Source organism: Defluviimonas sp. D31 (assembly GCF_033436765.1).
Taxonomy (GTDB): Bacteria; Pseudomonadota; Alphaproteobacteria; order Rhodobacterales; family Rhodobacteraceae; genus Albidovulum.
In genome coordinates this window covers 72,773-95,306 of the sequence record NZ_JAWQFN010000008.1, presented here as the reverse complement: position 1 = coordinate 95,306, position 22,534 = coordinate 72,773, and the positions used below count along the sequence as shown (strand labels likewise).

Below are 22,534 nucleotides of genomic sequence, written 5' to 3'. Positions count from 1 at the left end.
CGCGCGGCGGGCGCATGCCTTCTGGCACTTCGTGCGGTTTTGCCTCCGGCGGGGGTATTTGGAAAAAGAAGAAAGGAAGGCCCGCCGCGCTCTTCTTTTTCCAAATACCCCCGCCGGAGGCCTTCCGAGCGCCCGCCGCATTGGCGGCGGGTGCGAGGCAACGCTTGCGCCCGCTTGCGGGCGTTCAACTGGTCGACGGGTCGTCGCCGGGCAGCTCGACCTGCAGGAAGCGTTCGAAGGCGTCGAAATCCAGCGGATCGAACTGGCCGAAGCCCTGGATCCAGACGGTCGCGGCACGCATCGCGTCGGGTTCGAGCTTGCACCATTTGACCCGCCCGCGCTTCTCCTGGCTGATGAGCCCGGCCTCGGCGAGCACCGTCAGGTGCTTTGAGATCGCCGCGAGCGACATCTCGAACGGTTCGGCGACATCGGTCACGGCCATGTCGTCCTCCAGCAACATGGCGAGGATCGCCCGGCGGGTGGGGTCGGCAAGGGCGGCGAAGATGGCGTCGAGGTTCATGGCCGCGAGACTAGCGCCATGCCGCGGCGGGCGGAAGCGCCGCGAGGGTCTGGCCGATCTTCAACCGCGCGGTTGAATATGCGTTCGGGGCCGAAATGCGGTCCGCGCGGTGGCTAAGCGCAGGCAGGCCCTCGGGCGGTCTGTCAGATAACATATATATATCAAAGCTTTAAAAGGTTTCCGGTGAATGAACAGCCGCATTGACTCAGGCGGCCCGGCGCTCTAGCTATCCGGCGACTGTCCGAGGGGGCGCGCCTCATGTCCGACGAACCCGATCCCGGCCGCATCAAGGCGCTGGAGAAACGGCTCGCAGAGGCGAAGAAGGCCGGCGCGCCGAAGCCCCGTGCGGACGAGCATTATTCTGCCGCGAGCCAAGGCTGGCGGATGGTGATCGAGCTGGTGGCCGGATTGGCGATCGGTTTCGGCATCGGATACGGGCTCGACACGGTCTTCGGGACCATGCCGCTGTTTCTGGTGCTGTTCATACTTCTGGGCTTCGTGGCCGGGGTGAAGACGATGCTTCGCACCGCCAGGGAGATCCAGGGCGCAAACGCGGCGGAGGGATCCGCCCGGGACGAAGGGGAATAGACGTGGCGACGGAAGCGCAAAGCGAAGGTCTGGCATTCCATCCGATGGATCAGTTCATCGTCAAGCCGCTCTTCGGCGGCGAGACGGTCGGCATGATGACGCCCACCAACGTGACGCTGTGGATGGCGCTCACGATCCTCGCGATCACGGCGCTCTTCGTGTTCGGCACCCGCGGCCGGGCCATCATCCCGAGCCGGATCCAGTCGATCGCCGAGCTCGCCTACGGCTTTGTTCACAAGATGGTCGAGGACGTCGCCGGCAAGGACGCGCTGAAGTTCTTCCCCTACATCTTCACGCTGTTCTGCTTCATTGTCTTCTCGAACTTTCTCGGGCTCCTGCCCAAGGCCTTCACCACGACGAGCCACATCGCCGTGACCGCCGTGATGGCGATGGCCGTGTTCCTGACCGTGACCATCGTCGGTTTCGTCAAGAACGGCGCGGGCTTCCTGTCGCTCTTCTGGGTGTCCTCGGCGCCCCTGCCGCTGCGCCCGATCCTCGCGCTGATCGAGGTGATCTCCTACTTCGTGCGGCCGGTGAGCCATTCGATCCGACTTGCCGGCAACATGATGGCCGGCCACGCCGTGATCAAGGTCTTCGCGGCCTTCGCGCCCCTCATCCTGATCTCGGGCATCGGCGTCGCCGTGACGCCGCTGTCGATCGTCGCGATCACCGCGATGTACGGGCTCGAGGTTCTGGTGGCCTTCATCCAGGCCTATGTCTTCACCATCCTGACCTGCGTCTACCTCAAGGATGCGCTGCATCCGCACCACTGAGGTCAGGGTAACCAATTTCAGCCAATTCCAACCGTAAGGAGTGACGAACATGGAAGGCTCTATCGTTCAAATGGGTGCGTATATCGGCGCTGGCCTGGCCTGCATGGGCATGGGCGGAGCCGCGATGGGGGTGGGCAACGTTGCCGGCAACTTCCTCGCCGGTGCGCTGCGCAACCCGTCGGCCGCCGCCGGCCAGACCGCGACCCTCTTCATCGGCATCGCCTTCGCCGAAGCGCTCGGGATCTTCTCGTTCCTCGTCGCGCTCCTGCTGATGTTCGCCGTCTGAGCCTTTAGAACCATCCTTACGGCCGGGTGGGCGCGCACGCGCCCATCCGGGTTGTAATTCCGGGTTTCGAGGGGGCCGAGATGGCAAACACCACGCATGAGGTCGCCGAGACGGCAACCGAAGCTGCCGGCCACGCGGCCGAAGCGGCAGGCCACGCGGCCGAATCCGCGGGCATGCCGCAACTCGACTTCGCGACGTTCCCGAACCAGATCTTCTGGCTCGTCGTCGCGCTGATCATCATCTATTACATCCTCTCGCGCATCGCGCTGCCGAGGATCGGTGGCATCCTGGCCGACCGTCAGGGCACGATCACCAACGATATCGCCGCGGCCGAGGAGCTGAAGCTCAAGGCCGAGGAGGCCGAGAAGGCCTACAACCAGGCGCTGGTCGATGCGCGGGCCGAGGCGAACAAGATCATCGCCGAGGCGCGGGCCGCGATCCAGGAGGATCTCGACGCCGCGACCGTGAAGGCGGATGCCGAGATCGCCGCGAAGGCCGCGGAATCGGCCAAGCGGATCGAGGAGATCCGCGCCCATGCGGTCGAGAACGTCGCCGAGGTCGCCAAGGCGACGGCGGCGGAGATCGTCGCGGCGTTCGGCGGCAAGGCCGATGCCAAGGCGGTGACCGCAGCGGTCGATGCGCGGCTGAAAGGGTAGGGACATGAGGACACTCGCAATCTTCCTGAGCCTGGCCGCGACGCCCGCCCTGGCGGCGACGGGGCCTTTCTTCTCGCTCCGGAACACCGATTTCGTGGTGACGCTCTCGTTCCTGCTGTTCGTCGGCGTGCTGGTCTACTTCAAGGTGCCGGCGCTGCTCGGCGGGCTTCTGGACAAGCGTGCGGCCGGCATCAAGTCCGACCTCGACGAGGCGCGGGCTCTGCATGACGAGGCCCGTTCGATCCTTGCCTCCTACGAGCGCAAGCAGAAGGAAGTGCAGGACCAGGCCGAGCGGATCGTCGAGACCGCGAAGCGCGAGGCGATGGCCGCGGCCGAGCAGGCCAAGGCCGACCTCAAGGCCTCGATCGCCCGCCGGCTGGCGGCGGCCGAGGACCAGATCGCCTCGGCCGAGGCCGGCGCGGTGCGCGCGGTGCGTGATCGCGCCGTGACGATCGCGGTCGCGGCGGCGGGCGAGATGATCGCCAAGCAGATGACGGCGGCCGAGCGCGGCAAGCTGATCGAGGACGCGATCGGCGAGGTCGAGGCCAAGCTGCACTGAGGCTTGGAGCCGAAAGATGTGAAGGAACCCGGCCCCGCGCCGGGTTTTTTCGTTTCCGGGCGACGCCAGAGGTGTGCCGCGCCGTGTTAGACTTCCTCATCCAGCTAGGGAGGAAGCGATGTCGGTACTCGTGGTGACCGGAGGCAGTCGGGGAATTGGCGCCGCGATCTGCCGGGGTGGCGCGCGGCGGGGAATGGCGGTTTGCGTGAACTACGTCGCGAACCGCGACCGTGCAGAGGCGGTTGTGGAGGAGGTGCGGCGCGCGGGGGGCACGGCCTTCGCGCAGCGCGCCGATGTCGGCGATGCCGGCGAGGTCGCCGCGATGTTTGCCGCCGTCGACGAGCGGCTCGGCCCGGTGACGGCGCTGGTGAACAATGCCGGGATCATGGGCAGCACCGGACGGGTGGAGGATCTCGACGTCGCGAAGACGCGGCGGATCTTCGATGTCAACGTGCTCGGCCCGTTCTACTGCGCCAAGGAGGCGGTGCGGCGGATGACGACGCGCAACGGCGGACCGGGCGGGGCGATCGTCAACATCTCCTCGGCGGCAGCGAAGCACGGCGCGCCGGGCGCCTATCTCGACTACGCGGTGACCAAGGGCGCGATCGAGACCTTCACGATGGGGCTCGCGAAGGAGCTTGCGGGCGAGGGCATCCGCGTCAACTGCGTGCGGCCGGGCTTCACCCGCACCGAGATGAACGAAGAGTACATGAAGGATCATCCCGGCTGGGCCGACGAGTTCCTGATCCGCGTGCCGATGGGCCGCAGTTGCAGCGTCGAGGAGATGGCGGAGCCGGTGCTGTGGTTCCTGTCGGACGCGGCGTCTTACGTCACCGGCGCGGCGATGGACGTCACCGGCGGCTACACCTGCCCCTGAGGGCGGTCAGCGCCGCGCCTGCTCGTGCTCGTAGCGGAGCCGCGCCACGGCCTCGTTGCGGTTCGCCTTGAGGTCGTCTTCGAGCGCTCGGCGGACGTAGCTCAGATGCGCCTCGACGGCGGCGCGGGCGGCCTCGGGGTCGCGCGCCTGAAGGCCCGCGTTGATCGCGCGGTGCTGGTCGAGGAGGGCGTCGCGGGTCATGCGTTGCCGGAACATGACCTGACGGTTGTAGAAGACGCCCTGGCGCAAGAGGTCGAACATCGAGCGCATCATGTGCAGCATGACGACGTTGTGGCTCGCCTCGATGATCGCCATGTGGAACTCTGCGTCGAGCCGCGCCTCGTCGGCGGGGTCGCGCTTGAGATGGGCGGCTTCCATCTTGCGCAGGATCGCGTCGACGACCTGCAGGTCGGTGTCGGAGCCGAGCCGGGCCGCGCGTTCGGCGGCGAGTCCTTCGAGGTCGCGGCGGAAGTCGAGATAGTCGAAGACCGCCTCCTCATGGCTCTCGAAGAGCTTGATCAGCGCCGGCGAGAAGGCCGAGCCCAGCACCTCGGCAACGAAGATACCGGACCCGGCGCGGGCGGTGAGGAGGCCGGCTTCCTGCAATTCCGCCACCGCCTCGCGCAGGGACGGGCGGGAGACGCCGAGCCGCTCGGAGAGCTCGCGCTCGGCCGGCAGGCGTTCGCCGGGGCGCAGGATGCCCTGCAGGATCAGCCGCTCGATCTGGCGGACGACGGACTGCGACAGCTTCTCGGGCTCGACCTTGCGGAAGGGCATGGCATCTCCTGCGATTGGTCAAAAGGTATGACCAAAGACGGAGGATCGCAATCGGAAAGGCCCGCGCGTCAGGCCCCCGGCCGCGCGAGATGCGCGCCGCGCACCATCGCGTCGACGAGGGCCGTGACCTCTGCGGCGAGGCTGTCGGGCGGCACGCCGACGAACCGGCCCTGCAATGACAGCTGCACCACGCCGTGGACCGCGGCGAAGGTGGTGCGCGCGCGCATCAGCAGCATCTTGGAGGAGAGATCGGGCCGCAGCGCGCCGAGCGGGGCGATGATCTCCTCGATCAGCACGGCGTGGTCGCGCTTGTGCCAGGTCGGTGGCTCGACCCCTTCCGGCAGGCGGTGTTCGAAGAGCGCGGACCAGAGCCTGCGGTTGTCGCGCGCGAAGCGGACATATTCGGCGGCGAGCGCCTGCAGCACCTCCTCGGGCGTGCCGTCGCAGGTCGCGCGGGCGGTCTTGAGCGCCTCGCCGAGCCGGGCCAGCGTGCGCGAATTGACATGGAGGACCAGCATGTCCACATCGTCGAAGGCGGTGTAGAGCGCGCCGAGCGCGCAGCCGGCCCTTGCCGTGACCTCGCGCGCCTTCACGCCGGCGAGCCCGGTTTCGGCGATCTGCGCTTCCGCGGCGGCGATCAGGCGGTTCTGCAGATCGGTGCGTCTGGCTTCGCGTTTGTTTCCCATGCGGCACCTCACTGTTTCGTGAACGGTGTTCAGAAAAATCTTGAACGGCGTTCACGGCTCGGGCATAAAGTTTGTGAACAAGGTTCATAACTGGGGAGGCGAAGATGTTCAAGACGCTGACGACCCTGATCCGAGGCCACGGCCACGACGCCGCGCAGGCGGTGGCCGACACCAATGCGGTCACGATCCTGCGCCAGCAGCTGCGCGACGCGGCGCAGGGGCTGGAAAGCGCGCGGCGGTCGGTCTCTGTGGTGATGGCCTATTGCGAGCGCGAGAAGAAGGCCGCCGCCCGCATCGCGCAGCAGCTCGACGACCTCGAGGGCCGCGCCATTGCGGCGCTCAGGATGGACCGCGAGGATCTCGCGACCGAGGCGGCCGCGGCGATCGCCCAGCTCGAGGCCGAACGCACCACCACTGAGCGGGCGATCGAGACCTACGGCGCCGAGATCGCGCGGCTGCGCGAGGAGGTGGGGCTGGCCGAGGGGCGGCTCCGGACCCTGCAGCGCGGGCTCCAGCTCGCCGATGCGACGGCGAAGTCGCAAAAGCTGCGCGGCACGGTCCCGCAGGGTGTTCTCGCGAGCCTGAAGGAGGCCGAGGCGACGCTGGACCGGCTGCAGGAGCGGCAGGCCCATGCCGAGGCGGCGGCGGCCGCGGTGGCCGAGCTTTCTGCCGGCACCAGCGCCGAGGCCACCAGCGCGCGTCTTGCGGCGGCGGGATGCGGCGCGCCGCTGCGCCCGGACGCGGCGGCGGTGCTCGAACGGCTCCGCGGCCGGGTGAACTGAGCCGGATCGCGGCCGCGCGGCCGCAGTAGAGCGTCCGCATGAAAACGTCCCTGTTCCGGCGCGCTTGCGCCGGGGCGGATTCACCACAAAGGCGTGACGCCGACAAATTCTCAGGAGGTTCAAATGATCAATTACGCCCCCAAGGTTTCCAATGCCTGGAACGTCTTCACCTATTTCAACTTCGGCGTTGCCGTCGTGATGATGGCAGGCGGCATCTACTCGCCCGAGGCGAGCTTTTCCGCCAAGGGCTATTACGCGATGGCGGCGCTGATGCTGGTCTATTCGACGGCCTCGATCACCAAGGCGCTGCGCGACAAGGAGGAATCGGACCGCATCTACAACAAGCTCGAGGATGCGCGCACCGAGCGGCTTCTGGCCGAAGCCTCGAGCGACCGGGTCTGAGCGTGGAGGAACGGCGGGGTCTGGAGCCAGGCCCCGCCATGTCCGATAGGGAGCAGGCGGCATGAAACGGACGTTTCGCATCTTCGGCGTTTCGGTCTTTGCGGTGGTCGCCCTGCTGGGCGCTGCCTGGGCGGCGACGGCGGTCTCGGTCCAGCTCGACGGGATCGCCCGCCTGGCTGGCTGGGGCGCGCTTCTCGGGGCATTGATCGCCGCGGGGCTGGCGCGGATCCGCTCGCGGCGCGCCGGCTGGGCGGTCCTCGCGCTGGCGGCGCTCGGCGTCGGCGGCTGGTACCAGACGATCACCCCGCGTCAGGACCGCGACTGGGATTTCGACGTCCGTCACGGCGTGCGGGCCGAGGTGGCGGGCGATACCGTTACGCTCCGAGACCTGCGCGATTTCGACTGGGTCAGCGCGAGCGAGGCGAAGGAACGCTGGACGACCGCGTCCTACGATCTTGACCGGCTGCAGAGCGTGGACATGCTGACCTCGGTCTGGGACAGCCCGGACATCGCCCATCTTCTCGTGAGCTTCGGCTTCGAGGACGGAGAGCATGTGGTGTTCTCGGTCGAGATCCGGCGCGAGGCGGGCGAGACGTTCAACGAGATCGGCGGCTTCTTCCGCCAGTTCGAGCTGGTGCTGATCGCCGCGACGGAGGAGGACATCGTCAAGCTGCGCACGAACCATCGCGGCGAGCAGGTGAGCCTCTATCCGATCGAACTCGACGCCGCGCAACGCCGCACGTTGTTCATGTCCTATGTCGCGCTGGCCCAACGGCTGGAGCGCGAGCCTGCCTTCTACAACACGCTGACGGCGAATTGCACGACCGTGGTCTACCAGCTTGCCCAGACGATAACGCCTGACCTTCCGATGGACTGGCGGCTGGTGATGTCGGGGCATCTGCCGGACTATGTCGAGTCGCTCGGCGTCCTCGGCGGCGAGGGGTCGATGGAGGCGCGGCGGCGTGCCGCCCTGATCACGCCGCGCGCGCGGGTCGTTGAGGCGGGTGCCGATTTCTCCGCGGCCATACGCCTCATGCGTCCGGGCGGGAACTGATCCGGGATCACGCGGTCACGGCGTCAGCACCGCCGCGCCCTGCAACCGCCCGGTCCGAAGATCGTCCAGGGCCTCGTTCGCGCTTTCAAGCGGGTAGGTGACGACCTCGGTCCTCACGCCGGCCCGTGCGGCGAGGGGGAAGAACTCCTCGCCGTCCGCGCGGGTCAGGTTGGCGACCGAGAGGATCGACCGCTCTTGCCAGAGATCGGCGTAGGGAAAACCGGGAATGTCGCTCATGTGGATGCCGCCGCAGACCACGCGCCCGCCCTTGCGGACGGCTTTCAGCGCGACGGGGACGAGGACGCCGACCGGCGCGAAGATAATGGCGGCGTCGAACGCCACGGGAGCTGTGTCCGAGGAGCCGCCGGCCCAGACGGCGCCGAGGCTGCGGGCGAAGTCCTGGGCCGCGATGTCGCCGTCGCGGGTGAAGGCATGGACCTCGATCCCCCGGTGCCGCGCGATCTGGCAGAGGATATGCGCGGCCGCGCCGAAGCCATAGATCGCGAGGCGCGAGACATCGCCGGCGAGCTTCAGGCTGCGGTAGCCGATGAGGCCGGCGCAGAGCAGGGGCGCGAGGGCGGCGGCCTCGGCCTCGTCGGGCAGGGGGAACACGAACCTTGCGTCCGCGACGCAGTATTCGGCGTAGCCGCCGTCGAGCGTGTAGCCGGTGAAGCCCGGCGCGTCGCAGAGGTTCTCCCGCGCCGAGGCGCAGAAGTCGCAGTGTCCGCAGGTATGGCCGAGCCAGGGCACGCCGACGCGCTGGCCGGGCCGGAGCCCCGCCACGGCGTTGCCGGTGCGCTCGACCCGGCCGACGATCTCATGGCCCGGAATGAGCGGCAGCGCGGGGTGCTTCAGGTCGCCGTCCACGACATGCAGATCGGTGCGGCAGACGCCGCAGGCCTCGACCCGGATCAGGACCTGATCCGCGCCAGGTACGGGCTTCGGCACATCCCTGAGGCTGAGGCGCGGCGCCTGTCCGTCGAATACCATTGCCCGCATGTGTTCGGCCTTTCCGCTTGCCCGGATCGGGTGACGTGGCGAATTGTCCGGCAAATCCTTTGGCCGGGCAATGCGTTCCGGGGGCTGTGGCGGGCGACGCCCTAGCAGGTCAGCAGGTAGATCCTGGTGCCCTCGGCATCCCGGCGGCGCCGTTCGGCCAGCCGAAGGCGGGCGCGCTCCAGCTTTTCGCGCGCCAGCAGAAGCCGTTGGAGCGCCCGCTCGCGCGCCTCGTAGAGCCGCCGCACCCGGGATCCGGGATCACCGAGCAGAGGTGAGGCCGGACGCTTTCCGGCGGGAAACCACGACCGGGCTTCCTGAGTGGCCACGGTCCATTCGCGGTCCGCAACCATGTATCGTGTGTAGGACGCGACGAGCACCCGGCGCTGCACGCGAAGATCGGGATGCATGTGAACCTCCTCGATAGGTCCGCTCGTGCGGCGCAATCTAGCAGGATTCGCGCGCGACTCAAATCCGCGCCGCGCCGGGGGGCGTCCCCCGGCCACATGCCGCCGCTGCCGGCCCGGCCGGTCAGAAGCGCAGCGACAGGCAGGACATGCCGCCGTCGAGCTTGGCGCATTCGGAATTGCCGATCTCGCGGACCTCGTAGCCCGCCTTGCGGAGCCGCTCGGCAGTGGCGGGGAAGCCGGCCGCCATCAGTACGAAACGGTTGAAGCGGATCGCGTTCGCCGCCGCCTCCTCTCCGTCCGCGGTGAGGATCACCCTGTAGCCCTCGAAGCAGCCGCTCGCCGCGAGCCTTTCGGTGGACAGAACCGTCTCGCCGTCGAGCAGCGAGCAGTCGGTCTTGAAATGCAGCACACCGGGCGGGGTCGCGACCTCGCGCAGGGTCAGGCCCCAGTCCTTCAGGATCGCGGCGAGTTCCGCGACCCCCGCCGCGTCGGTCCGCGCGGAGCGGCCGACCAGGATCTCGCGGCCGGTGGTGAGGATGTCGCCGCCCTCGATGAAACCGGGCCCCTCGATCGCGCGCACATCGGCATAGAGGTCGCGCAGGACCGGCGCCATGTGGGCGACCTCGCCGAGCCGCGACGGCGCGCCGGGGCGCATCAGCACCGTGCCCTCGGGCAGACAGAGTGCCGTGTCCTCGACGAAGACCGCGTCGGGGAAGTCCTCGAGCGGCGGCAGCTCGATCACCGTCGCGCCGGTCTCGCGCAGGGTCGCGACATAATCGGCGTGATGCGCGAGCATCAGGTCGAGATCCGGCGCCCCGGTATCCACCGCGCGCAGGCCGCGGGTGATGCTTTGCCCCGGGCGCCGGGTGATCGCGCGGGTGAACTCGTAGGAGCGGTCAGTCATCGGGGCGGTCTCCTCCGGCCGGTCGGTTCGTGGCGCCCAGATAGGCATGGATCCACCGGCAAGGAAAGGCTGAAACTATACGCTTGCATAATTTCGAAGTCTGACCCTTACTGTGGGGGGAGTTTCGGGGAGATTCTGCATGATGGACCTGACCGCGGCCGATGCTGTCGCGCGCGAGACCGCGACGGCGGACGAGGCCATTCGGGTCGAGAACCTGCACAAGTCCTTCGGCCGGCTCGAAGTTCTGAAGGGCGTCTCCCTCACCGCGCACCGTGGCGACGTGGTCGCGATCATCGGCGGATCGGGCTCGGGCAAGTCGACCTGCCTGCGCTGCATCAACTTCCTCGAGACGCCGACCTCGGGCCGGATCGTGATCGGCGGCGAGGAGATCGCGATGAAGGCCGACGGCACGCCGGCGAGCCGCAAGCAGATCGAACGTGTCCGCTCGCGGCTGGGCATGGTGTTCCAGGCCTTCAACCTCTGGACCCACCGCACGCTTCTGGAGAACGTCATCGAAGTGCCGGTCCATGTGCTCGGCGTGCCGAAGGCGGAAGCCACCGATCGCGCGATGGCGCTGCTCGAACGGGTCGGGCTCGCCGACAAGGCGGCGACCTATCCGGCCTTCCTCTCGGGCGGCCAGCAGCAGCGCGCCGCGATCGCCCGCGCGCTCGCGATCGACCCGAGCGCGATGCTCTTCGACGAGCCGACGAGCGCGCTCGATCCCGAGCTGGTGGGCGAGGTGCTGACGGTTATCCGCGACCTTGCCGCCGAAGGGCGGACGATGCTTCTCGTGACGCATGAGATGAAGTTCGCCCGCGAGGTCGCGAGCCACGTGATCTATCTGGCGAATGGCCGGATCGAGGAGGAAGGACCGCCGGACGAAGTGTTCGGCGCGCCGCGGTCCGAGCGGCTCAAGCAGTTTCTGAAATCCGTCAACTGAAGACGGAGCAACCAACGGGGAGACTATCACATGACGATGAAGACGAAACTTTCGGCCGGTGTCCTGGCGCTGGCGATGATGGCGGGCGGGGCCGTGGCCGAAGAGGTCAAGATCGGCATCGCCGCCGAACCCTATCCGCCGTTCTCGTCGCTCGACGCCTCGGGCAACTGGATCGGCTGGGAGATCGAGATCATCAATGCGGTCTGCGCCGCGGCCGAGATGGACTGCGTGATCACGCCGGTGGCCTGGGACGGGATCATTCCGTCGCTGACCGGCAAGCAGATCGACGCGATCATGGCCTCGATGTCGATCACCGAGGAGCGGATGCAGACCATCGACTTCTCCGACAAGTACTATGACACGCCGACGGTGATCGTCGCCGACAAGGCCGCCGACATCGCGCCAACGGCCGAGGGGCTCGCCGGCAAGATCCTCGGGGTGCAGGGTTCGACGGTCCACCAGACCTATGCGCAGACGCATTTCGCCGATGCCGGCGAGATCCGGGTCTACCAGACCCAGGATGAGATCAACCAGGACCTCGCCGCCGGTCGCATCGACGCGGCGCAGGCCGACTCGATCGCGATGGACGAGTTCGTGGCTTCCGAGGCGGGATCCTGCTGCGAGGTCAAGGGCGCGGTGGAAAACGATACCGCGATCCTCGGGCTCGGCGTCGGCGCCGGCGTGCGCAAGGGCGACGACGCGCTGCGCGAGCAGATCAACAAGGGCATCGCCGCGATCCGCGAAAACGGCGCCTATGACGAGATCACGAAGAAATACTTCTCGTCCAGCATCTACGGCAGCTAAGTCGCGCCCGTGGACCAGGTCATCGAACTTCTGTCGCTTTCCCCCCCGGGTTGGGGGGGGAACCTCCTGCGCGGCCTTCTCCACTCGCTGGAGATCGCGTTTGGCGCCTTCGGGTTCGGTCTTCTGATCGGGCTCGGGGGCGCCTGCGGGAAACTCTACGGCGGGCCGGTGCTGCGCGACCTGCTCGCGGTCTACACGACCGTCGTGCGGGCGGTGCCGGAGCTCGTTCTGATCCTGATCCTCTACTATGTCGGCACCGACCTGATCAACAAGGCCTCCGAGGCGATGGGCTACGGGCGGGTCGAGATCAGCGGCGTCGCAGCCGGAATCTGGGTGCTCGGCATCGTGCAGGGCGCCTATGCGACCGAGATCCTGCGCGGTGCGATCAAGGCGGTGCCCTCCGGCCAGATGGAGGCCGCCCGCGCCTACGGCATGCCGCCCCTGCTGATGCTGCGCCGGGTGACGATCCCGGCGATGATGTCCTTCGCCATTCCCGGCCTCGCCAATCTCTGGCTGATCGCGACCAAGGACACCGCGCTTCTCGCCGTCGTCGGTTTCAACGAACTCACCCAGGAGACCCGGCAGGCCGCGAGCAGCACCCGCGCCTATTTCACCTTCTTCCTCGCCGCCGGGGCGCTTTACCTGATGGTCACGCTTCTCTCGGGCAGTGTCTTCGCGCGGATCGAGACCTGGGCCCGCCGCGGCCAGCCCTCGCTTCGGAAGTCCGGGACATGACCGCGCTGCGCGCCTGGCTCTTGCCGCACCGGATCGTCATGCTCGGGCTTTTCGCCCTGCTCGTCCTGTGGTGCGCCTTCACGCTGCGGTGGGACTGGATCCCGAAATACGCGCCGCTCGCGCTCGAGGGCATCTGGCGCACGATCTGGCTGCTGGCCGTGACCTCGGTTCTCGGGTTTCTCCTCGCGATTCCGCTCGGTCTCGCCCAGGCGGTCGGACCGTGGTATCTCGCGGCGCCCGCGCGGGTCTTCTGCACGGTGATCCGCGGCACGCCACTCCTGCTGCAGATCTGGCTGCTCTACTACGGGCTCGGCTCGCTCTTCCCGCAGTACCCCTGGATCCGCGAAAGCGAGCTCTGGCCCTATCTGCGGCAAGCCTGGCCCTATGCCGTGCTCGCGCTCACCCTGTCCTATGCGGGCTACGAGGGCGAGGTGATGCGCGGCGCTTTCGCCAGCGTCGCGCGGGGCCAGATCGAGGCGGCGCAGGCCTTCGGCATGCCGCGCTTCACGATGTTCCGCCGGATCTGGCTGCCGCAGGCGATCCAGACGGCGCTGCCCACGCTCGGCGGCGAGACGGTGCTGCAGCTCAAGGCGACGCCGCTCGTCGCCACCATTGCCATCGTGGAGATCTACGCGGTCGCCTCGCGCGTCAGGCAGGACACTTTCATCGTCTACGAACCGCTCCTGCTGCTCGCCGTCGTCTATCTGGTGATCGCGGGGCTGCTTGCGCTGGGATTCCGGAAGCTGGAGGCGCGGGTGCCGGTGAAGGGGCACTGAGCGCGGCTCATGGCCGACGCCGTCAGATCGGCAGTTCCGGAACGAGCCAGATCACCGCGAAAGGATGGGCCATGCCCGCCATCGCGATCGACACGCCCATCGGGAACTTCCGGCTCCGCTCCATCGAGGCCCAGTCGAGCGCCCCGGTGGCCGGGATCGCGCGCAGCCCGAGGACGAAGGCGATGCCGATCATCATCGAGGCCGAGAAGACCATGCAGAAGAGCGGCAGGGTGGCGGCCGGAACGAAGAGCATGAGCGCGGAAAGCGCCTTGACGTCGCCGCCGCCGAAGAGACCGAGGCAGAAGGTCACGAAGCCGAGGCCGAAGATCGCGCCGGCGACGACCAGCCGCGCGACGAGATCGGGCGGTGGCGCGACCAGCACGGCGACGGCGAAGACCGCGACCATCGCGATGCAGAGCAGGTTCGGGATCCGCAGGAACCGCAGGTCGCCATAGGCCATCCAGACGAGAAGCGGCGCGACAAGGACGAGCGGGATCAGGGCTGTCGGCATGGTCGCGCCTCCATCATGCGCAGCGCGGATCCGAAGGCACCGGCTCCGCCGCAGAGGTCACAAGGTTGTAGACCAGCTCGGCGAGGTTCGAGGTCTCGGTCTTGGCGTAGACATTGCGCAGATGCGAGCGGACGGTGGAGTCCGACACCGCCAGTTCGCTCGCGACGCCGACCACCGAGAGCCCCCGCGCAAGGAGGATGCAGACCCGGAACTCGGCCCGGCTGAGCCCGGCCGGATTCGCGGGCCCGAGCAGAGCGGGCTTGGCCCGGCTGGGGCGGGGCAGCTCCGTGCCGGGGCGATGATTGGCCATCGAGCGGGTCACCAGACCGACCTGGCGGCTGGCCCAGGTCCGCGCCATCGGCGGCAGGACCGAGTTCAGCGTCGCCAGCTTTTCGGGGGAAAGCGGGGTCTGGAAATGCAGCTCGATATGATCGCGGATGACCCCGCCTCCGGTCAGTGCGAGCACGGCAAACTCCGAAAGGCTCCGGCGTTCCTGCCAGGATTCCAGCGCCGGATCGGGGCGGTGGCTCGGATCGTCGTCGTGATCCGATGCGAGCCAGATCGAGGCGACCTTCGGCCGCGCCATCGCCGGCCCGAAGCAGCTGTCCGCGAAGGAGGTCCGGAGCGGAGCGATCGTGTTGTCCGCGCGGCGGTCCCAGGTCGCAACCCGAACCGGGCGGAAGTCGCTTACATGGGTGCGGACGAGCATCCCGGCCTCGGCGCCAAGACCGATCGCGAAATGCGCAAAGGCCTCGTGGAGCGGCAGGTTGCCATGAAGCGCCTCGCACCAGTCGGCGATTGCGTCGACGACGTCCGTTTGAACCGTGGGGGGGTGCGACGCGGTGGCGTCACCAATTCTAGCGGAACGATTAAACATAACACCTCCAACACACTCATACGGCCGCCTTATCCGCGGTCAATGAAGGCGTAGCCCTTAAAATCCAAGACTGGAATTAAATGCAGCGTTTCAAAACATTGCGCCTTCGATGTGATGCTGACAGCGGGTGCGCGCTCCTGTCAACGTTCCGCCGCATATTCGGCTGTTATCGTTAACGAATGCAACCCTGAGGGGAATTTCTCGGGGGTTTTGGGAATAATTACGTACCGATTTTGGGAATTGTTGCTGCATTGACGCGGGCGGCAATCCTATGCCGCCCGCGCCGGAGAATCACTCCATCATCACGCGCATGTAGCGGATCGCAACCGGGCCGAGCGACAGCAGGAGCAGGGCCGGCAGCATCATCGAGGCCATGATGGCCGACATCTTGACCGGCAGCTGGTTGGCCATCTCCTGCGCGCGCATCTCGCGGTTGCGGCGCATTTCGTCGGCATAGGTCATCAGCGTCTCGGAGATGCTGCTTCCGAACTGCATGGATTGCAGCACCACGTTGGCGAAGGAGTTCACCTCGTCCACGCCCGTGCGCTCGGCCATGTCGAGCAGAGCCCGGTCGCGGGCGCGGCCCGCCTGGATCTCGCGCTGTGCTGTCAGGAACTCTTGCGCGATCTCGGGCGCGGTGGTCTCAAGCTCGTTGCCGACACGGATCATGGCCGCGTCGAAGCCGAGCCCGGCCTCGACCGAGATCTGGACGAGGTCGAGCGCGTTTGGAAAGCTCTCCTCGATGGCGCGGCGGCGTTCGTTGGCGCGATCCTTCAGCCAGAGCGCGGGACCGAAGAACCCCATGCCGACGAAGATGGCGAGGACGACGAGAACGCGCGCCGGACTCCAGCTTGCCATCGCGGCTTCGAGCACGCTCGGCAAGGCCAGCGCGCCGGTGCGCGCGGTCCAGATCGCCATGAGAAGCAGGCCGGGCAACAAGATGCCGAGGCTGAGGCGCATGAGGTAGAAGTTGCGCACCGAATGCGGCCCCATGAACCCGGCGAGGGCAAGCTGGCGCTCGACCGCGCCGCGTTCCTTGCGGTCCACGGGGATCAGGGTCTTCATCAGCCCGGTCGGATCCGCGCTCGACTGGCGCAGGATGCCGTTGTCGGCGGTCTCCGGTCGCCGGCGCCCCTGTTCCTCAATGCGGCGCAGAACCGGGTCCTTGCCGGACGTGCCGCCGGACAGGCCGACGACGATCAGCATCACGCCGATGCCGACGCCAAGGATGATGAGGGTCGGCAGGGTGATACCGGCGTTGCTCACAAGATTTTGCACAGTGTCAAACATTCTGGCCTCCACTCAGATCCTGAAGTTCACGAGGCGGCGCATCGCGACGTAGTTCCCGATGGTCAACCCCACGACGATGACCGCGAATGGTCGGAAGAGCGGGTCACCGGCAACGTCCCAGTAGTAGCCCGGATTGGTCACCGAGCTGCCCACGAAGATGACCAGGGGAAGGGCCGACAGGAACAGCGCCGTGAGCCGGCCCTCCGCCGAGATCGCCTGGATCCGGCGGCGCATCGCCATGCGGTCGCGGATCACCTTGGACAGCGTCGAGAGAACCCGCGCGAGGTCGCCGCCGGTGCCGTGCTGGATGGCGACGCTCACGGCGAGATACCGCACGTCCTCGATATCCATCCGGTCGGCGAAATCCATGAAGGCATCCACGAGATCGTCGCCGTAGCTCACCTGGTCGACCACGGTTCCGAATTCAGATGCGATCGGGTCGCGCATGTCCCGCGCCACCGCGGCGATAGAGGTGTTCAGCGGATGGCCGACCTTGAGGGACCGCGCCATCAGGTCGAGCGCGTCTGGAAGTTGCTTCGTCAGTTCCTTCATCCGTTTGTTGCGCAGGGCCCGCAGCCGCAGCAACGGAAGGACAAGGCAAACAAGCACTGCGACCCCGGCCGACGTCACCGGCGATATCACCGTCGAGGCCGCCAGCGCAAAGACCGCGGTCGCCCCGAGGCAGAGGGAGAGGAACGCGCCTGGCTTGATCGTCAGCCCCGCCTTGCGGATATCAGCGGGCAGGGTTCCGATCAGGGGCAGCGAGTTCAGCCGCCACCCGTCGGCCCGCGGCTTCAGGAGCCGCAGCAAATCCTCGGTCGAAGCGCCCTCGGCGATCATCCGCATGCGGCGGTTGCGCGCCTCGGACCGGCTTTCGCTGCGGGTGATGATCTGGCGCAGCCCCTCGAATATGAGAAGCGCCCCGAGAAACACCCCGACATAGGCCAGCGAGCTTGCTTCGAATTGCGGCAGGCTGTTCATTGGCTTGTCCCCCGGCTGGCGAAGAGGTCGGACCGCAGATCGACGCCGGCCTGGCGGAGCGCATCGCTGCACCGCGGGCGGATCCCGGTCGCCGTGAACTCGCCGAGAACCTGGCCGCTCTCCGTGGTGCCGGTTTTACGGAACACGAAGATGTCCTGCATGGTGATCGTGTTGCCCTCGATGCCAGTGATCTCGGAGATGCTCATCACCCGCCGGGAGCCATCGCTGAGGCGGTTGAGCTGGATCACGACATGCAGGCCCGAGGCGATCTGCGACCGGATCGCCGAGACCGGGAAATCGAGCCCGATCATCGTGACCATCTGCTCGATCCGGCCAAGCGCGTCGCGCGCGGTGTTGGCGTGGACCGTGGTCATGGAGCCTTCGTGGCCGGTGTTCATCGCCTGAAGCATGTCGAAGGTTTCCGCGCCGCGGACCTCGCCGACGATGATCCGGTCGGGGCGCATCCGCAGCGCGTTGCGCACGAGATCGCGCTGGGAGACGGTGCCGCCGCCGGAGGGGGAGGCGGGCCGGGTCTCCAGTCGCACCACATGCTCCTGCTGGAGTTGCAGTTCAGCCGCGTCCTCGATCGTGACGATCCGCTCGCGCCCGCCGATATTCCTGGACATGGCGTTCAGCATCGTCGTCTTGCCCGAGCCGGTGCCGCCGGAGATGAGGATGTTCAGCTTCGCTTTCACGAGCCCCTGGAGGAGCAGCGCCGCCGCCTCGTTCAGCGTGCCGATCTCGATCATGCGCTCCATCGTCAGGGGGCGCCGCGCGAACTTGCGGATCGACATCGACGGCCCGTCGATGGCGCAGGGGCGGATGATCGCGTTGACGCGGCTGCCGTCGGCGAGACGCGCGTCGACCCAGGGGTTCGATTCATCGACACGGCGCCCGATGCGCGAGACGATCTTGTCGATGATCCGCAGCAGGTGGCGCTCGTCGCGGAACCGCACGGGGCTCCTCTCGAGAACGCCCGCGCGCTCGACATAGACGTTGCGGTGGGTGTTGACGAGGATGTCGTTGATCGTCGGGTCGGCCAGGAGCGGCTCGAGCGGGCCGAAGCCGAGCACCTCGTCGAGAAGTTCGTCGACCAGCTGCTTGAATTCCTCCGTCCGCATCGGATGGCCTTCCTCGGTGAGCGCCTGCGACACCAGCGCCGCCACCTCCCGGCGCAGCTCGTCCGGCTGCACACGGTCGATGACAGCGAGGTTGAGCCGGTCGAGCAGCACGTCGTGCAACTTGCTCTTCAGCTCGAGGCGGGCCATCAGCTCGCTCTCCTCCGCGGTCGGGGCGGCGGGGGCCGCGTCCTGCCGCGGGGCGCGGGCAGCGATATTCACGATCTTGGCGTCGACGGGCTTTTCCGTACGGGTAAACTGCTTGAACACGACCATTACTCCTTAGTGCTGCCCTGCCGACGGGCCTGTTCCTGTTGACGGTTGACCACCGACTGCGCGAGCCGGCCCATTGCCTTGCCGAGCGGCGAGCGCGGCGCGGTGAGTGAAAGCGGCTTCCCGCGATCGGCGGCGTTCGTAGCCGCGCGCGCGTCATGCGGTAGCCAGAGATCCAGCTTGCGCTCAAGCGCCTTGGCCGCCTCGCGGTGCACCCGCGACTGGAGGAGCGGCCGGCTCTCATGGTTGACGACGATGTCGATCGCCAGAGAGGGATTGTCCTGCGTGAAAAATTCGATCAGCCGGCGGCAATGCCGGATGGCGGGAACCGACATGTCGGTCACGACGAGAAGCTCGTCGGCGCGCTGTATCACCGGCTCGATCCAGTTCACGATCGCGCGCGGCAGGTCCACGATGACGAAGTCATTGCTCTGGCACAGCGTGTCGAGGATCGCCGCCACCTGGTCCGGGCGCAGCGAGTCGAGCGGCGCGAATTTCGACGGCGCGGGCATCACGGAGACCCCGTTCGGGCCCTTGACCATCGACTGGTCGAGGAAGTTCGCGTCCGGAACCACCCCGTCCAGCGCGAGCTGCAAGAGGCTGTCCTGCTCGGGAAGGTCGAGGAACGAGCCGACGGTGCCGAACTGCAGGTCGAGATCGACCAGCGCCACCTTGCGGCCCGACTTGCGTCCGCCCCAGCCGCGCGTGCCGACGAGCTGGTCGGCGAGATTGACCGCGACGGTCGTGGAGCCGATGCCGCCACGCGCCTGGGTGACCGCGATGATCCGACCCCTCGACAGGTTCTCGGCCGGTTTCACGGCTGCGGCGCGGGCCAGTTTCAAGACCCGGCCGTCAAGGTCCTCTTCGGTCGAGGGGAGCGGCAGGACCTCGTCGACGCCGGCATGGGTCAGCGCCCGCACCTGCGACAGGGAGACGTTGCCGTCGACCAGGGCGATCAGGGTCGTTCCCGGCCGCCGGCTCGCGGTCAGGGCCTCGATGGCCGTGATCTCGGCCATGTTGTTGGGGCTCGTCTGGAACAGGATGACATCGTGATCCGACATCATCTTGACCGCGCGTCCGTTCATCTGCGCGAGCGTCTCGGTCTGGGTCTCGATCTTCAGGCCGCCGTCTGTCTTGAGCGCGGATCCGATCAGGTCCGAAATGTTGCTGTCGGGGGTGATCAGAAGTATGGATTTGGTCTTGTCGGTCATCGTTTCATCCTCCTCGGGGCCCGGCCGGTCAGGCGGTTCGGCCCCGGGTTTCACTCATCCGTTCGTTCCAAGGTCGAGGTCTTCACCCGGCAGCGAGGTGCTGATCGCCGGGAAGGGAAGGCTGTTGGGCGGCACCTGCGGGTTGACGGTGCCGTAGAGCGTCGAGAATCCGCCAAGCGGCGTCACGAAGTTGAAGTTGAGGTTCTGCACCTCGACCGTGACGACGGGCACGTAGGGGCCGCCGAGAAAGCCGAGAGCAGGGTCGAAGGCGTAGCTGAAGCGCAGGTTGGCCGGGGTGGCGTTGTTCGGCATCATCGGCGAGATCGCCGTCCAGATTTCCTGCACGGTCGGATTGGCCGTGGAGGCGGTGCAGCTGATCGTGCCGGGATTGATGCAGATGTTGCTGCCGGCCGAGCAGGCGGTGCCGAACTTGGGCGGGATCGTGCCGCCGGCGACCGGGCCGCGGGCGTTGAAAGTCGGCACGCCGTTGCAGGCCGGCGGGCGCACGACGGCAAGGCGCGATGCCCATTGCACCGCCTTGTTGGTCATGACGTACTCGCCGCCCATCCGGCCGAAATCGACCAGGGCGAGGATCAGGAGCAGGAGAAACGGCAGCACGATCGCGAGTTCGACCATCGTCGTGCCGCGTTCGTCCCGGCCGAAGCGCGACAGGAGCCGCGCGGGATGATGGATGCGCTGTGTCATGTGCCGAAGACCCTCGCTGAATCGGTCACGCTCTTGGTCAGCGGCGTCACGTTGCCGCCGTAGAGCGCGAAGACCCCGCTGAACGGGAAGGAGATCGAGAAGTTCGCCGTGACGGTCGCGACCGGCGCGGGGTTGTTGCGGTAGGTGCCGGCGACACAGGCGAGGCTCGGCGTCACCGAGTTGATCGTCACCAGCGGCGGGAAGACCGGGGTGCCGGAAACGCTCTGGGCGACGATGCTGGTCAGCTTCGTGGTGTGTCCGGTAACCGATCCGCCCTTGGTGCAGATGTCGACCGGCACGACCCGCGACAGGTAGCGCGTCGCGTCGCGCACCCCGCTGATCGCGGATTGGTAGGCGAACATGAGCCGGCTGCCCTCGATGATCACCGCGAAGACGAGAAGCATCGCGGGCAGGACGATGGCGAACTCGATGAGCGCGACGCCGTCCTCTGCGCGGCGGAAGCGGCGCGCGGCGTTGATCGTGCGGCTCAGGGGCGTGTGTCGGATCGAAAACCGGGTCATCGGATCACCTGTAGAGCTGGACGACTTCGTGGAAGAGACCGCCACCGCCGGCCGGGCCGCTCGCGGAACCGACGACCTCGCCATAGATGTCGAGCGTCGGCGGCGAGGCTCCGTCGGTGCCGACGGGCTGGGTGAGGAAGATCTTGACGAACTCTTCTACGGGCACGTTGTTGGCTTGGCCGTTGATCGGATTGGCGGCGCAGTCGACCGCAGCGGCGATGATGAGGCGACGGTCGGGGTCGATCGCCTGGTTGTTCGAGCATTGCGGGCGGCCGGTCTCCCGGTGCGGCTGGCCGTCGACGCTGAGGCCGGTGACGATCTTCGTCGCCGATGCGCTGCCGCCCGCCGCGGTGATCTCGTCCAGGTAGTACTGGTACCGGGTTTTCGCGGCGGGATGCGGATCGACGCCGCCGTGGTTGTATTGCACATATTCGGCACGTTTCGCGCTCCAGTCGCCGTCGCCGAAGCGGCCGTTCAGGCAGGTGCTGGTGTAGAAGCAGTTGTCCTTGGGCAGCGGCTTCGTGTTGGGGGAGGCGTCCGGGTTGCTGCCTGTGCAGGCATTGCCGTTCTTGTCCGCGACGCCCTTGATCACGTTCGGCGCGGGCGCATAGGCCGGGTCGTTCTTCTTGCCGTTCATGATCGCGTGGTACATGTCGAAGCGGACGTTGAAGCTTGAATCCTCGATGCCGACCTTCTGGCCCGGCGCGGTGTCGACGCCGCGCTGGGAGAAGCACTGGGTGATGCTGCCCATCGCGCCGAGAAGGCAGGCGTCGAGCTGCGCCCCGGACTTGCCCGCGCAGGGGCCATTGGGATCGACCTTGGCATAGGACGGGTCGAGGAAGCCGAAGTCGCCGGGCCCCCAGGCCGCGCCGTTGCCGCCCGAGCGCAGCAGGATCATGTCGCCGATATGGGCGTCGGCCTTGTAGCTCGGGTCCGGCAGGCAGAACATCAGGGGGGTGATGTCGCAGGCATACTGGGTGAAGCCGGCGACTGCCGTGGCGGTGACCGCGTTGGCCGGCTCCTGCCCGCCGATCATCGCGTAGAAGGCGGCGGCGAAGGTGTTATCGACGATCTTCGGCGTGACCACGACGCGCACGAAGGCGGCCTCCTTGGGCTTGGTGGTCACGCCGGCGTTCATGCTGGCGGTATCGCTGCTCGGCAAGGTCTTAAAGAAGGTCAGGGTGTAGTTGCTGGCGCCAGCCAGCGTGTGCGAGGCGTTGCCATAGGTCTCGGCCGAGGTGCGGCCGAAGCTCTGGCTGTCGGAGATGAGGTTGGCCGCGGCGGCGGTTGCGCGGGTGATCGCGTCGGTGCCGCCGTCGAGCTCGCCCGCCGCGGCGAGCGCCACATGGTCGGCGTAGGATTGCAGCTCCGACTGGGTGGAGGCCCTGCGGCCGAAGTCGAACGACAGCGCGATGAGACCGAGCAGCACCGCGAGCGCCCCCGCGAAGAAGACGAGCACTGCGCCGTCCTGGTCCCGGTTGAACTCTCTGATGTGATCTCGGATCGTCATCGCGCCGCCTCC

General features: G+C 67.4%; 28 protein-coding genes. 13 read left to right on the top strand and 15 right to left on the bottom strand.

The window, feature by feature from the left end; genetic code table 11:
• Positions 1–184 precede the first annotated feature (184 nt).
• The gene (locus R5H32_RS14780; RefSeq protein WP_318339455.1) at positions 185–520 is read right to left on the bottom strand and encodes a metalloregulator ArsR/SmtB family transcription factor; all 336 of its coding nucleotides are present in this window, start codon (positions 518–520) and stop codon (positions 185–187) included.
• Positions 521–778: 258 nt separating this feature from the next.
• Here R5H32_RS14780 and R5H32_RS14775 point away from each other — a divergent pair, with 258 nt between their 5' ends.
• The 6 genes from R5H32_RS14775 (at position 779) to R5H32_RS14750 (ending at position 4,259) form a co-directional block, all read left to right on the top strand.
• Complete coding sequence (locus tag R5H32_RS14775) at positions 779–1,108, top strand: AtpZ/AtpI family protein (RefSeq protein ID WP_318339454.1); 330 nt, start codon at positions 779–781, stop codon at positions 1,106–1,108.
• A 2-nt stretch (positions 1,109–1,110) separates the two neighbouring features.
• Positions 1,111–1,881 (top strand): F0F1 ATP synthase subunit A, encoded by a 771-nt coding sequence (locus tag R5H32_RS14770; RefSeq protein ID WP_318339453.1) that lies wholly within the window; start codon positions 1,111–1,113, stop codon positions 1,879–1,881.
• Positions 1,882–1,930: 49 nt separating this feature from the next.
• On the top strand, positions 1,931–2,167 hold the full coding sequence (locus R5H32_RS14765; RefSeq protein ID WP_263334738.1) for a F0F1 ATP synthase subunit C: 237 nt from the start codon (positions 1,931–1,933) through the stop codon (positions 2,165–2,167).
• Positions 2,168–2,247: 80 nt separating this feature from the next.
• Positions 2,248–2,823: a F0F1 ATP synthase subunit B' gene (locus R5H32_RS14760; protein WP_318339452.1), complete on the top strand. Its 576-nt coding sequence runs from the start codon at positions 2,248–2,250 to the stop codon at positions 2,821–2,823.
• A 4-nt stretch (positions 2,824–2,827) separates the two neighbouring features.
• Entirely contained in the window at positions 2,828–3,382 is a 555-nt protein-coding gene (locus R5H32_RS14755; RefSeq protein WP_318339451.1) for a F0F1 ATP synthase subunit B, read from the top strand.
• A gap of 118 nt (positions 3,383–3,500) precedes the next feature.
• Positions 3,501–4,259 carry an SDR family oxidoreductase gene (locus R5H32_RS14750; protein ID WP_318339450.1) on the top strand — a complete coding sequence of 253 codons (759 nt, stop codon included), beginning with the start codon at positions 3,501–3,503 and terminating at the stop codon, positions 4,257–4,259.
• 6 nt (positions 4,260–4,265) lie between these two features.
• On the opposite strand, the gene R5H32_RS14745 is transcribed toward R5H32_RS14750, so the two are convergent.
• Positions 4,266–5,036: a FadR/GntR family transcriptional regulator gene (locus R5H32_RS14745; RefSeq protein ID WP_318339449.1), complete on the bottom strand. Its 771-nt coding sequence runs from the start codon at positions 5,034–5,036 to the stop codon at positions 4,266–4,268.
• Positions 5,037–5,104: 68 nt separating this feature from the next.
• Positions 5,105–5,722 (bottom strand): TetR-like C-terminal domain-containing protein, encoded by a 618-nt coding sequence (locus tag R5H32_RS14740; RefSeq protein WP_318339448.1) that lies wholly within the window; start codon positions 5,720–5,722, stop codon positions 5,105–5,107.
• A gap of 104 nt (positions 5,723–5,826) precedes the next feature.
• On the opposite strand from R5H32_RS14740, the gene R5H32_RS14735 reads away from it, so the two are divergent.
• The 3 genes from R5H32_RS14735 to R5H32_RS14725 all read left to right on the top strand — a co-directional run bounded on the left by R5H32_RS14735 (position 5,827) and on the right by R5H32_RS14725 (position 7,960).
• Positions 5,827–6,504: a PspA/IM30 family protein gene (locus R5H32_RS14735; protein WP_318339447.1), complete on the top strand. Its 678-nt coding sequence runs from the start codon at positions 5,827–5,829 to the stop codon at positions 6,502–6,504.
• A gap of 123 nt (positions 6,505–6,627) precedes the next feature.
• Positions 6,628–6,906, top strand: coding sequence for a YiaA/YiaB family inner membrane protein (locus R5H32_RS14730; protein WP_318339446.1), 279 nt, complete (start codon positions 6,628–6,630; stop codon positions 6,904–6,906).
• A gap of 61 nt (positions 6,907–6,967) precedes the next feature.
• Positions 6,968–7,960 carry a DUF4105 domain-containing protein gene (locus R5H32_RS14725; protein WP_318339445.1) on the top strand — a complete coding sequence of 331 codons (993 nt, stop codon included), beginning with the start codon at positions 6,968–6,970 and terminating at the stop codon, positions 7,958–7,960.
• Between the two features lie 15 nt (positions 7,961–7,975).
• On the opposite strand, the gene R5H32_RS14720 is transcribed toward R5H32_RS14725, so the two are convergent.
• From R5H32_RS14720 to R5H32_RS14710, 3 genes are all read right to left on the bottom strand, one after another.
• The gene (locus R5H32_RS14720) at positions 7,976–8,950 is read right to left on the bottom strand and encodes a zinc-dependent alcohol dehydrogenase family protein (RefSeq protein WP_318339444.1); all 975 of its coding nucleotides are present in this window, start codon (positions 8,948–8,950) and stop codon (positions 7,976–7,978) included.
• 110 nt (positions 8,951–9,060) lie between these two features.
• Positions 9,061–9,366, bottom strand: coding sequence for a hypothetical protein (locus R5H32_RS14715; RefSeq protein WP_318339443.1), 306 nt, complete (start codon positions 9,364–9,366; stop codon positions 9,061–9,063).
• Between the two features lie 121 nt (positions 9,367–9,487).
• Entirely contained in the window at positions 9,488–10,270 is a 783-nt protein-coding gene (locus R5H32_RS14710; RefSeq protein WP_318339442.1) for a dimethylarginine dimethylaminohydrolase family protein, read from the bottom strand.
• A 142-nt stretch (positions 10,271–10,412) separates the two neighbouring features.
• On the opposite strand from R5H32_RS14710, the gene R5H32_RS14705 reads away from it, so the two are divergent.
• The 4 genes from R5H32_RS14705 to R5H32_RS14690 are packed head-to-tail and all read left to right on the top strand — an operon-like array spanning position 10,413 to position 13,525.
• On the top strand, positions 10,413–11,210 hold the full coding sequence (locus R5H32_RS14705; protein ID WP_412099028.1) for an ABC transporter ATP-binding protein: 798 nt from the start codon (positions 10,413–10,415) through the stop codon (positions 11,208–11,210).
• A gap of 30 nt (positions 11,211–11,240) precedes the next feature.
• A complete protein-coding gene (locus tag R5H32_RS14700; protein ID WP_318339440.1) occupies positions 11,241–12,014 on the top strand; it encodes a transporter substrate-binding domain-containing protein in 774 nt (257 codons plus the stop codon).
• A 9-nt stretch (positions 12,015–12,023) separates the two neighbouring features.
• Positions 12,024–12,749, top strand: a complete 726-nt coding sequence (locus tag R5H32_RS14695; protein ID WP_318339439.1) for an ABC transporter permease subunit — start codon at positions 12,024–12,026, stop codon at positions 12,747–12,749.
• Positions 12,746–13,525, top strand: a complete 780-nt coding sequence (locus tag R5H32_RS14690) for an ABC transporter permease (protein WP_318339438.1) — start codon at positions 12,746–12,748, stop codon at positions 13,523–13,525. The genes R5H32_RS14695 and R5H32_RS14690 overlap by 4 nt, the downstream gene beginning before the upstream one ends.
• A gap of 22 nt (positions 13,526–13,547) precedes the next feature.
• Here R5H32_RS14690 and R5H32_RS14685 read toward each other — a convergent pair whose 3' ends face one another.
• The 9 genes from R5H32_RS14685 to R5H32_RS14645 form a co-directional block, all read right to left on the bottom strand.
• Positions 13,548–14,036 (bottom strand): prepilin peptidase, encoded by a 489-nt coding sequence (locus R5H32_RS14685; protein WP_318339437.1) that lies wholly within the window; start codon positions 14,034–14,036, stop codon positions 13,548–13,550.
• A gap of 13 nt (positions 14,037–14,049) precedes the next feature.
• Positions 14,050–14,913 (bottom strand): helix-turn-helix transcriptional regulator, encoded by an 864-nt coding sequence (locus R5H32_RS14680; protein ID WP_318339436.1) that lies wholly within the window; start codon positions 14,911–14,913, stop codon positions 14,050–14,052.
• A 291-nt stretch (positions 14,914–15,204) separates the two neighbouring features.
• The gene (locus tag R5H32_RS14675; RefSeq protein ID WP_318339435.1) at positions 15,205–16,203 is read right to left on the bottom strand and encodes a type II secretion system F family protein; all 999 of its coding nucleotides are present in this window, start codon (positions 16,201–16,203) and stop codon (positions 15,205–15,207) included.
• A 12-nt stretch (positions 16,204–16,215) separates the two neighbouring features.
• On the bottom strand, positions 16,216–17,184 hold the full coding sequence (locus R5H32_RS14670; protein ID WP_318339434.1) for a type II secretion system F family protein: 969 nt from the start codon (positions 17,182–17,184) through the stop codon (positions 16,216–16,218).
• Positions 17,181–18,572, bottom strand: a complete 1,392-nt coding sequence (locus R5H32_RS14665; RefSeq protein ID WP_318339433.1) for a CpaF family protein — start codon at positions 18,570–18,572, stop codon at positions 17,181–17,183. Before R5H32_RS14665 ends, R5H32_RS14670 begins: the two co-directional genes overlap by 4 nt.
• Positions 18,573–18,577: 5 nt before the next feature.
• Positions 18,578–19,786: an AAA family ATPase gene (locus tag R5H32_RS14660; RefSeq protein ID WP_318339432.1), complete on the bottom strand. Its 1,209-nt coding sequence runs from the start codon at positions 19,784–19,786 to the stop codon at positions 18,578–18,580.
• Positions 19,787–19,840: 54 nt separating this feature from the next.
• Positions 19,841–20,491: a TadE/TadG family type IV pilus assembly protein gene (locus R5H32_RS14655; RefSeq protein WP_318339431.1), complete on the bottom strand. Its 651-nt coding sequence runs from the start codon at positions 20,489–20,491 to the stop codon at positions 19,841–19,843.
• Positions 20,488–21,012 (bottom strand): TadE/TadG family type IV pilus assembly protein, encoded by a 525-nt coding sequence (locus tag R5H32_RS14650; protein WP_318339430.1) that lies wholly within the window; start codon positions 21,010–21,012, stop codon positions 20,488–20,490. The genes R5H32_RS14655 and R5H32_RS14650 overlap by 4 nt, the downstream gene beginning before the upstream one ends.
• 4 nt (positions 21,013–21,016) lie before the next feature.
• On the bottom strand, positions 21,017–22,522 hold the full coding sequence (locus tag R5H32_RS14645) for a Tad domain-containing protein (protein ID WP_318339429.1): 1,506 nt from the start codon (positions 22,520–22,522) through the stop codon (positions 21,017–21,019).
• Between the last annotated feature and the right edge of the window lie 12 nt (positions 22,523–22,534).

What these genes read in the sequence shown, in the direction of transcription:
- R5H32_RS14755 (WP_318339451.1), top strand. Translation starts at nt 2,828, where the DNA reads ATGAGGACACTCGCAATCTTCCTGAGCCTGGCCGCGACGCCCGCCCTG.
- R5H32_RS14675 (WP_318339435.1), bottom strand. Translation starts at nt 16,203, where the DNA reads ATGTTTGACACTGTGCAAAATCTTGTGAGCAACGCCGGTATCACCCTG.
- R5H32_RS14750 (WP_318339450.1), top strand. Translation starts at nt 3,501, where the DNA reads ATGTCGGTACTCGTGGTGACCGGAGGCAGTCGGGGAATTGGCGCCGCG.
- R5H32_RS14690 (WP_318339438.1), top strand. Translation starts at nt 12,746, where the DNA reads ATGACCGCGCTGCGCGCCTGGCTCTTGCCGCACCGGATCGTCATGCTC.
- R5H32_RS14660 (WP_318339432.1), bottom strand. Translation starts at nt 19,786, where the DNA reads ATGACCGACAAGACCAAATCCATACTTCTGATCACCCCCGACAGCAAC.
- R5H32_RS14720 (WP_318339444.1), bottom strand. Translation starts at nt 8,950, where the DNA reads ATGGTATTCGACGGACAGGCGCCGCGCCTCAGCCTCAGGGATGTGCCG.
- R5H32_RS14705 (WP_412099028.1), top strand. Translation starts at nt 10,413, where the DNA reads ATGGACCTGACCGCGGCCGATGCTGTCGCGCGCGAGACCGCGACGGCG.
- R5H32_RS14765 (WP_263334738.1), top strand. Translation starts at nt 1,931, where the DNA reads ATGGAAGGCTCTATCGTTCAAATGGGTGCGTATATCGGCGCTGGCCTG.
- R5H32_RS14780 (WP_318339455.1), bottom strand. Translation starts at nt 520, where the DNA reads ATGAACCTCGACGCCATCTTCGCCGCCCTTGCCGACCCCACCCGCCGG.
- R5H32_RS14700 (WP_318339440.1), top strand. Translation starts at nt 11,241, where the DNA reads ATGACGATGAAGACGAAACTTTCGGCCGGTGTCCTGGCGCTGGCGATG.
- R5H32_RS14685 (WP_318339437.1), bottom strand. Translation starts at nt 14,036, where the DNA reads ATGCCGACAGCCCTGATCCCGCTCGTCCTTGTCGCGCCGCTTCTCGTC.
- R5H32_RS14775 (WP_318339454.1), top strand. Translation starts at nt 779, where the DNA reads ATGTCCGACGAACCCGATCCCGGCCGCATCAAGGCGCTGGAGAAACGG.
- R5H32_RS14670 (WP_318339434.1), bottom strand. Translation starts at nt 17,184, where the DNA reads ATGAACAGCCTGCCGCAATTCGAAGCAAGCTCGCTGGCCTATGTCGGG.
- R5H32_RS14650 (WP_318339430.1), bottom strand. Translation starts at nt 21,012, where the DNA reads ATGACCCGGTTTTCGATCCGACACACGCCCCTGAGCCGCACGATCAAC.
- R5H32_RS14715 (WP_318339443.1), bottom strand. Translation starts at nt 9,366, where the DNA reads ATGCATCCCGATCTTCGCGTGCAGCGCCGGGTGCTCGTCGCGTCCTAC.
- R5H32_RS14760 (WP_318339452.1), top strand. Translation starts at nt 2,248, where the DNA reads ATGGCAAACACCACGCATGAGGTCGCCGAGACGGCAACCGAAGCTGCC.
- R5H32_RS14745 (WP_318339449.1), bottom strand. Translation starts at nt 5,036, where the DNA reads ATGCCCTTCCGCAAGGTCGAGCCCGAGAAGCTGTCGCAGTCCGTCGTC.
- R5H32_RS14710 (WP_318339442.1), bottom strand. Translation starts at nt 10,270, where the DNA reads ATGACTGACCGCTCCTACGAGTTCACCCGCGCGATCACCCGGCGCCCG.
- R5H32_RS14735 (WP_318339447.1), top strand. Translation starts at nt 5,827, where the DNA reads ATGTTCAAGACGCTGACGACCCTGATCCGAGGCCACGGCCACGACGCC.
- R5H32_RS14730 (WP_318339446.1), top strand. Translation starts at nt 6,628, where the DNA reads ATGATCAATTACGCCCCCAAGGTTTCCAATGCCTGGAACGTCTTCACC.
- R5H32_RS14725 (WP_318339445.1), top strand. Translation starts at nt 6,968, where the DNA reads ATGAAACGGACGTTTCGCATCTTCGGCGTTTCGGTCTTTGCGGTGGTC.
- R5H32_RS14645 (WP_318339429.1), bottom strand. Translation starts at nt 22,522, where the DNA reads ATGACGATCCGAGATCACATCAGAGAGTTCAACCGGGACCAGGACGGC.
- R5H32_RS14680 (WP_318339436.1), bottom strand. Translation starts at nt 14,913, where the DNA reads ATGTTTAATCGTTCCGCTAGAATTGGTGACGCCACCGCGTCGCACCCC.
- R5H32_RS14740 (WP_318339448.1), bottom strand. Translation starts at nt 5,722, where the DNA reads ATGGGAAACAAACGCGAAGCCAGACGCACCGATCTGCAGAACCGCCTG.
- R5H32_RS14655 (WP_318339431.1), bottom strand. Translation starts at nt 20,491, where the DNA reads ATGACACAGCGCATCCATCATCCCGCGCGGCTCCTGTCGCGCTTCGGC.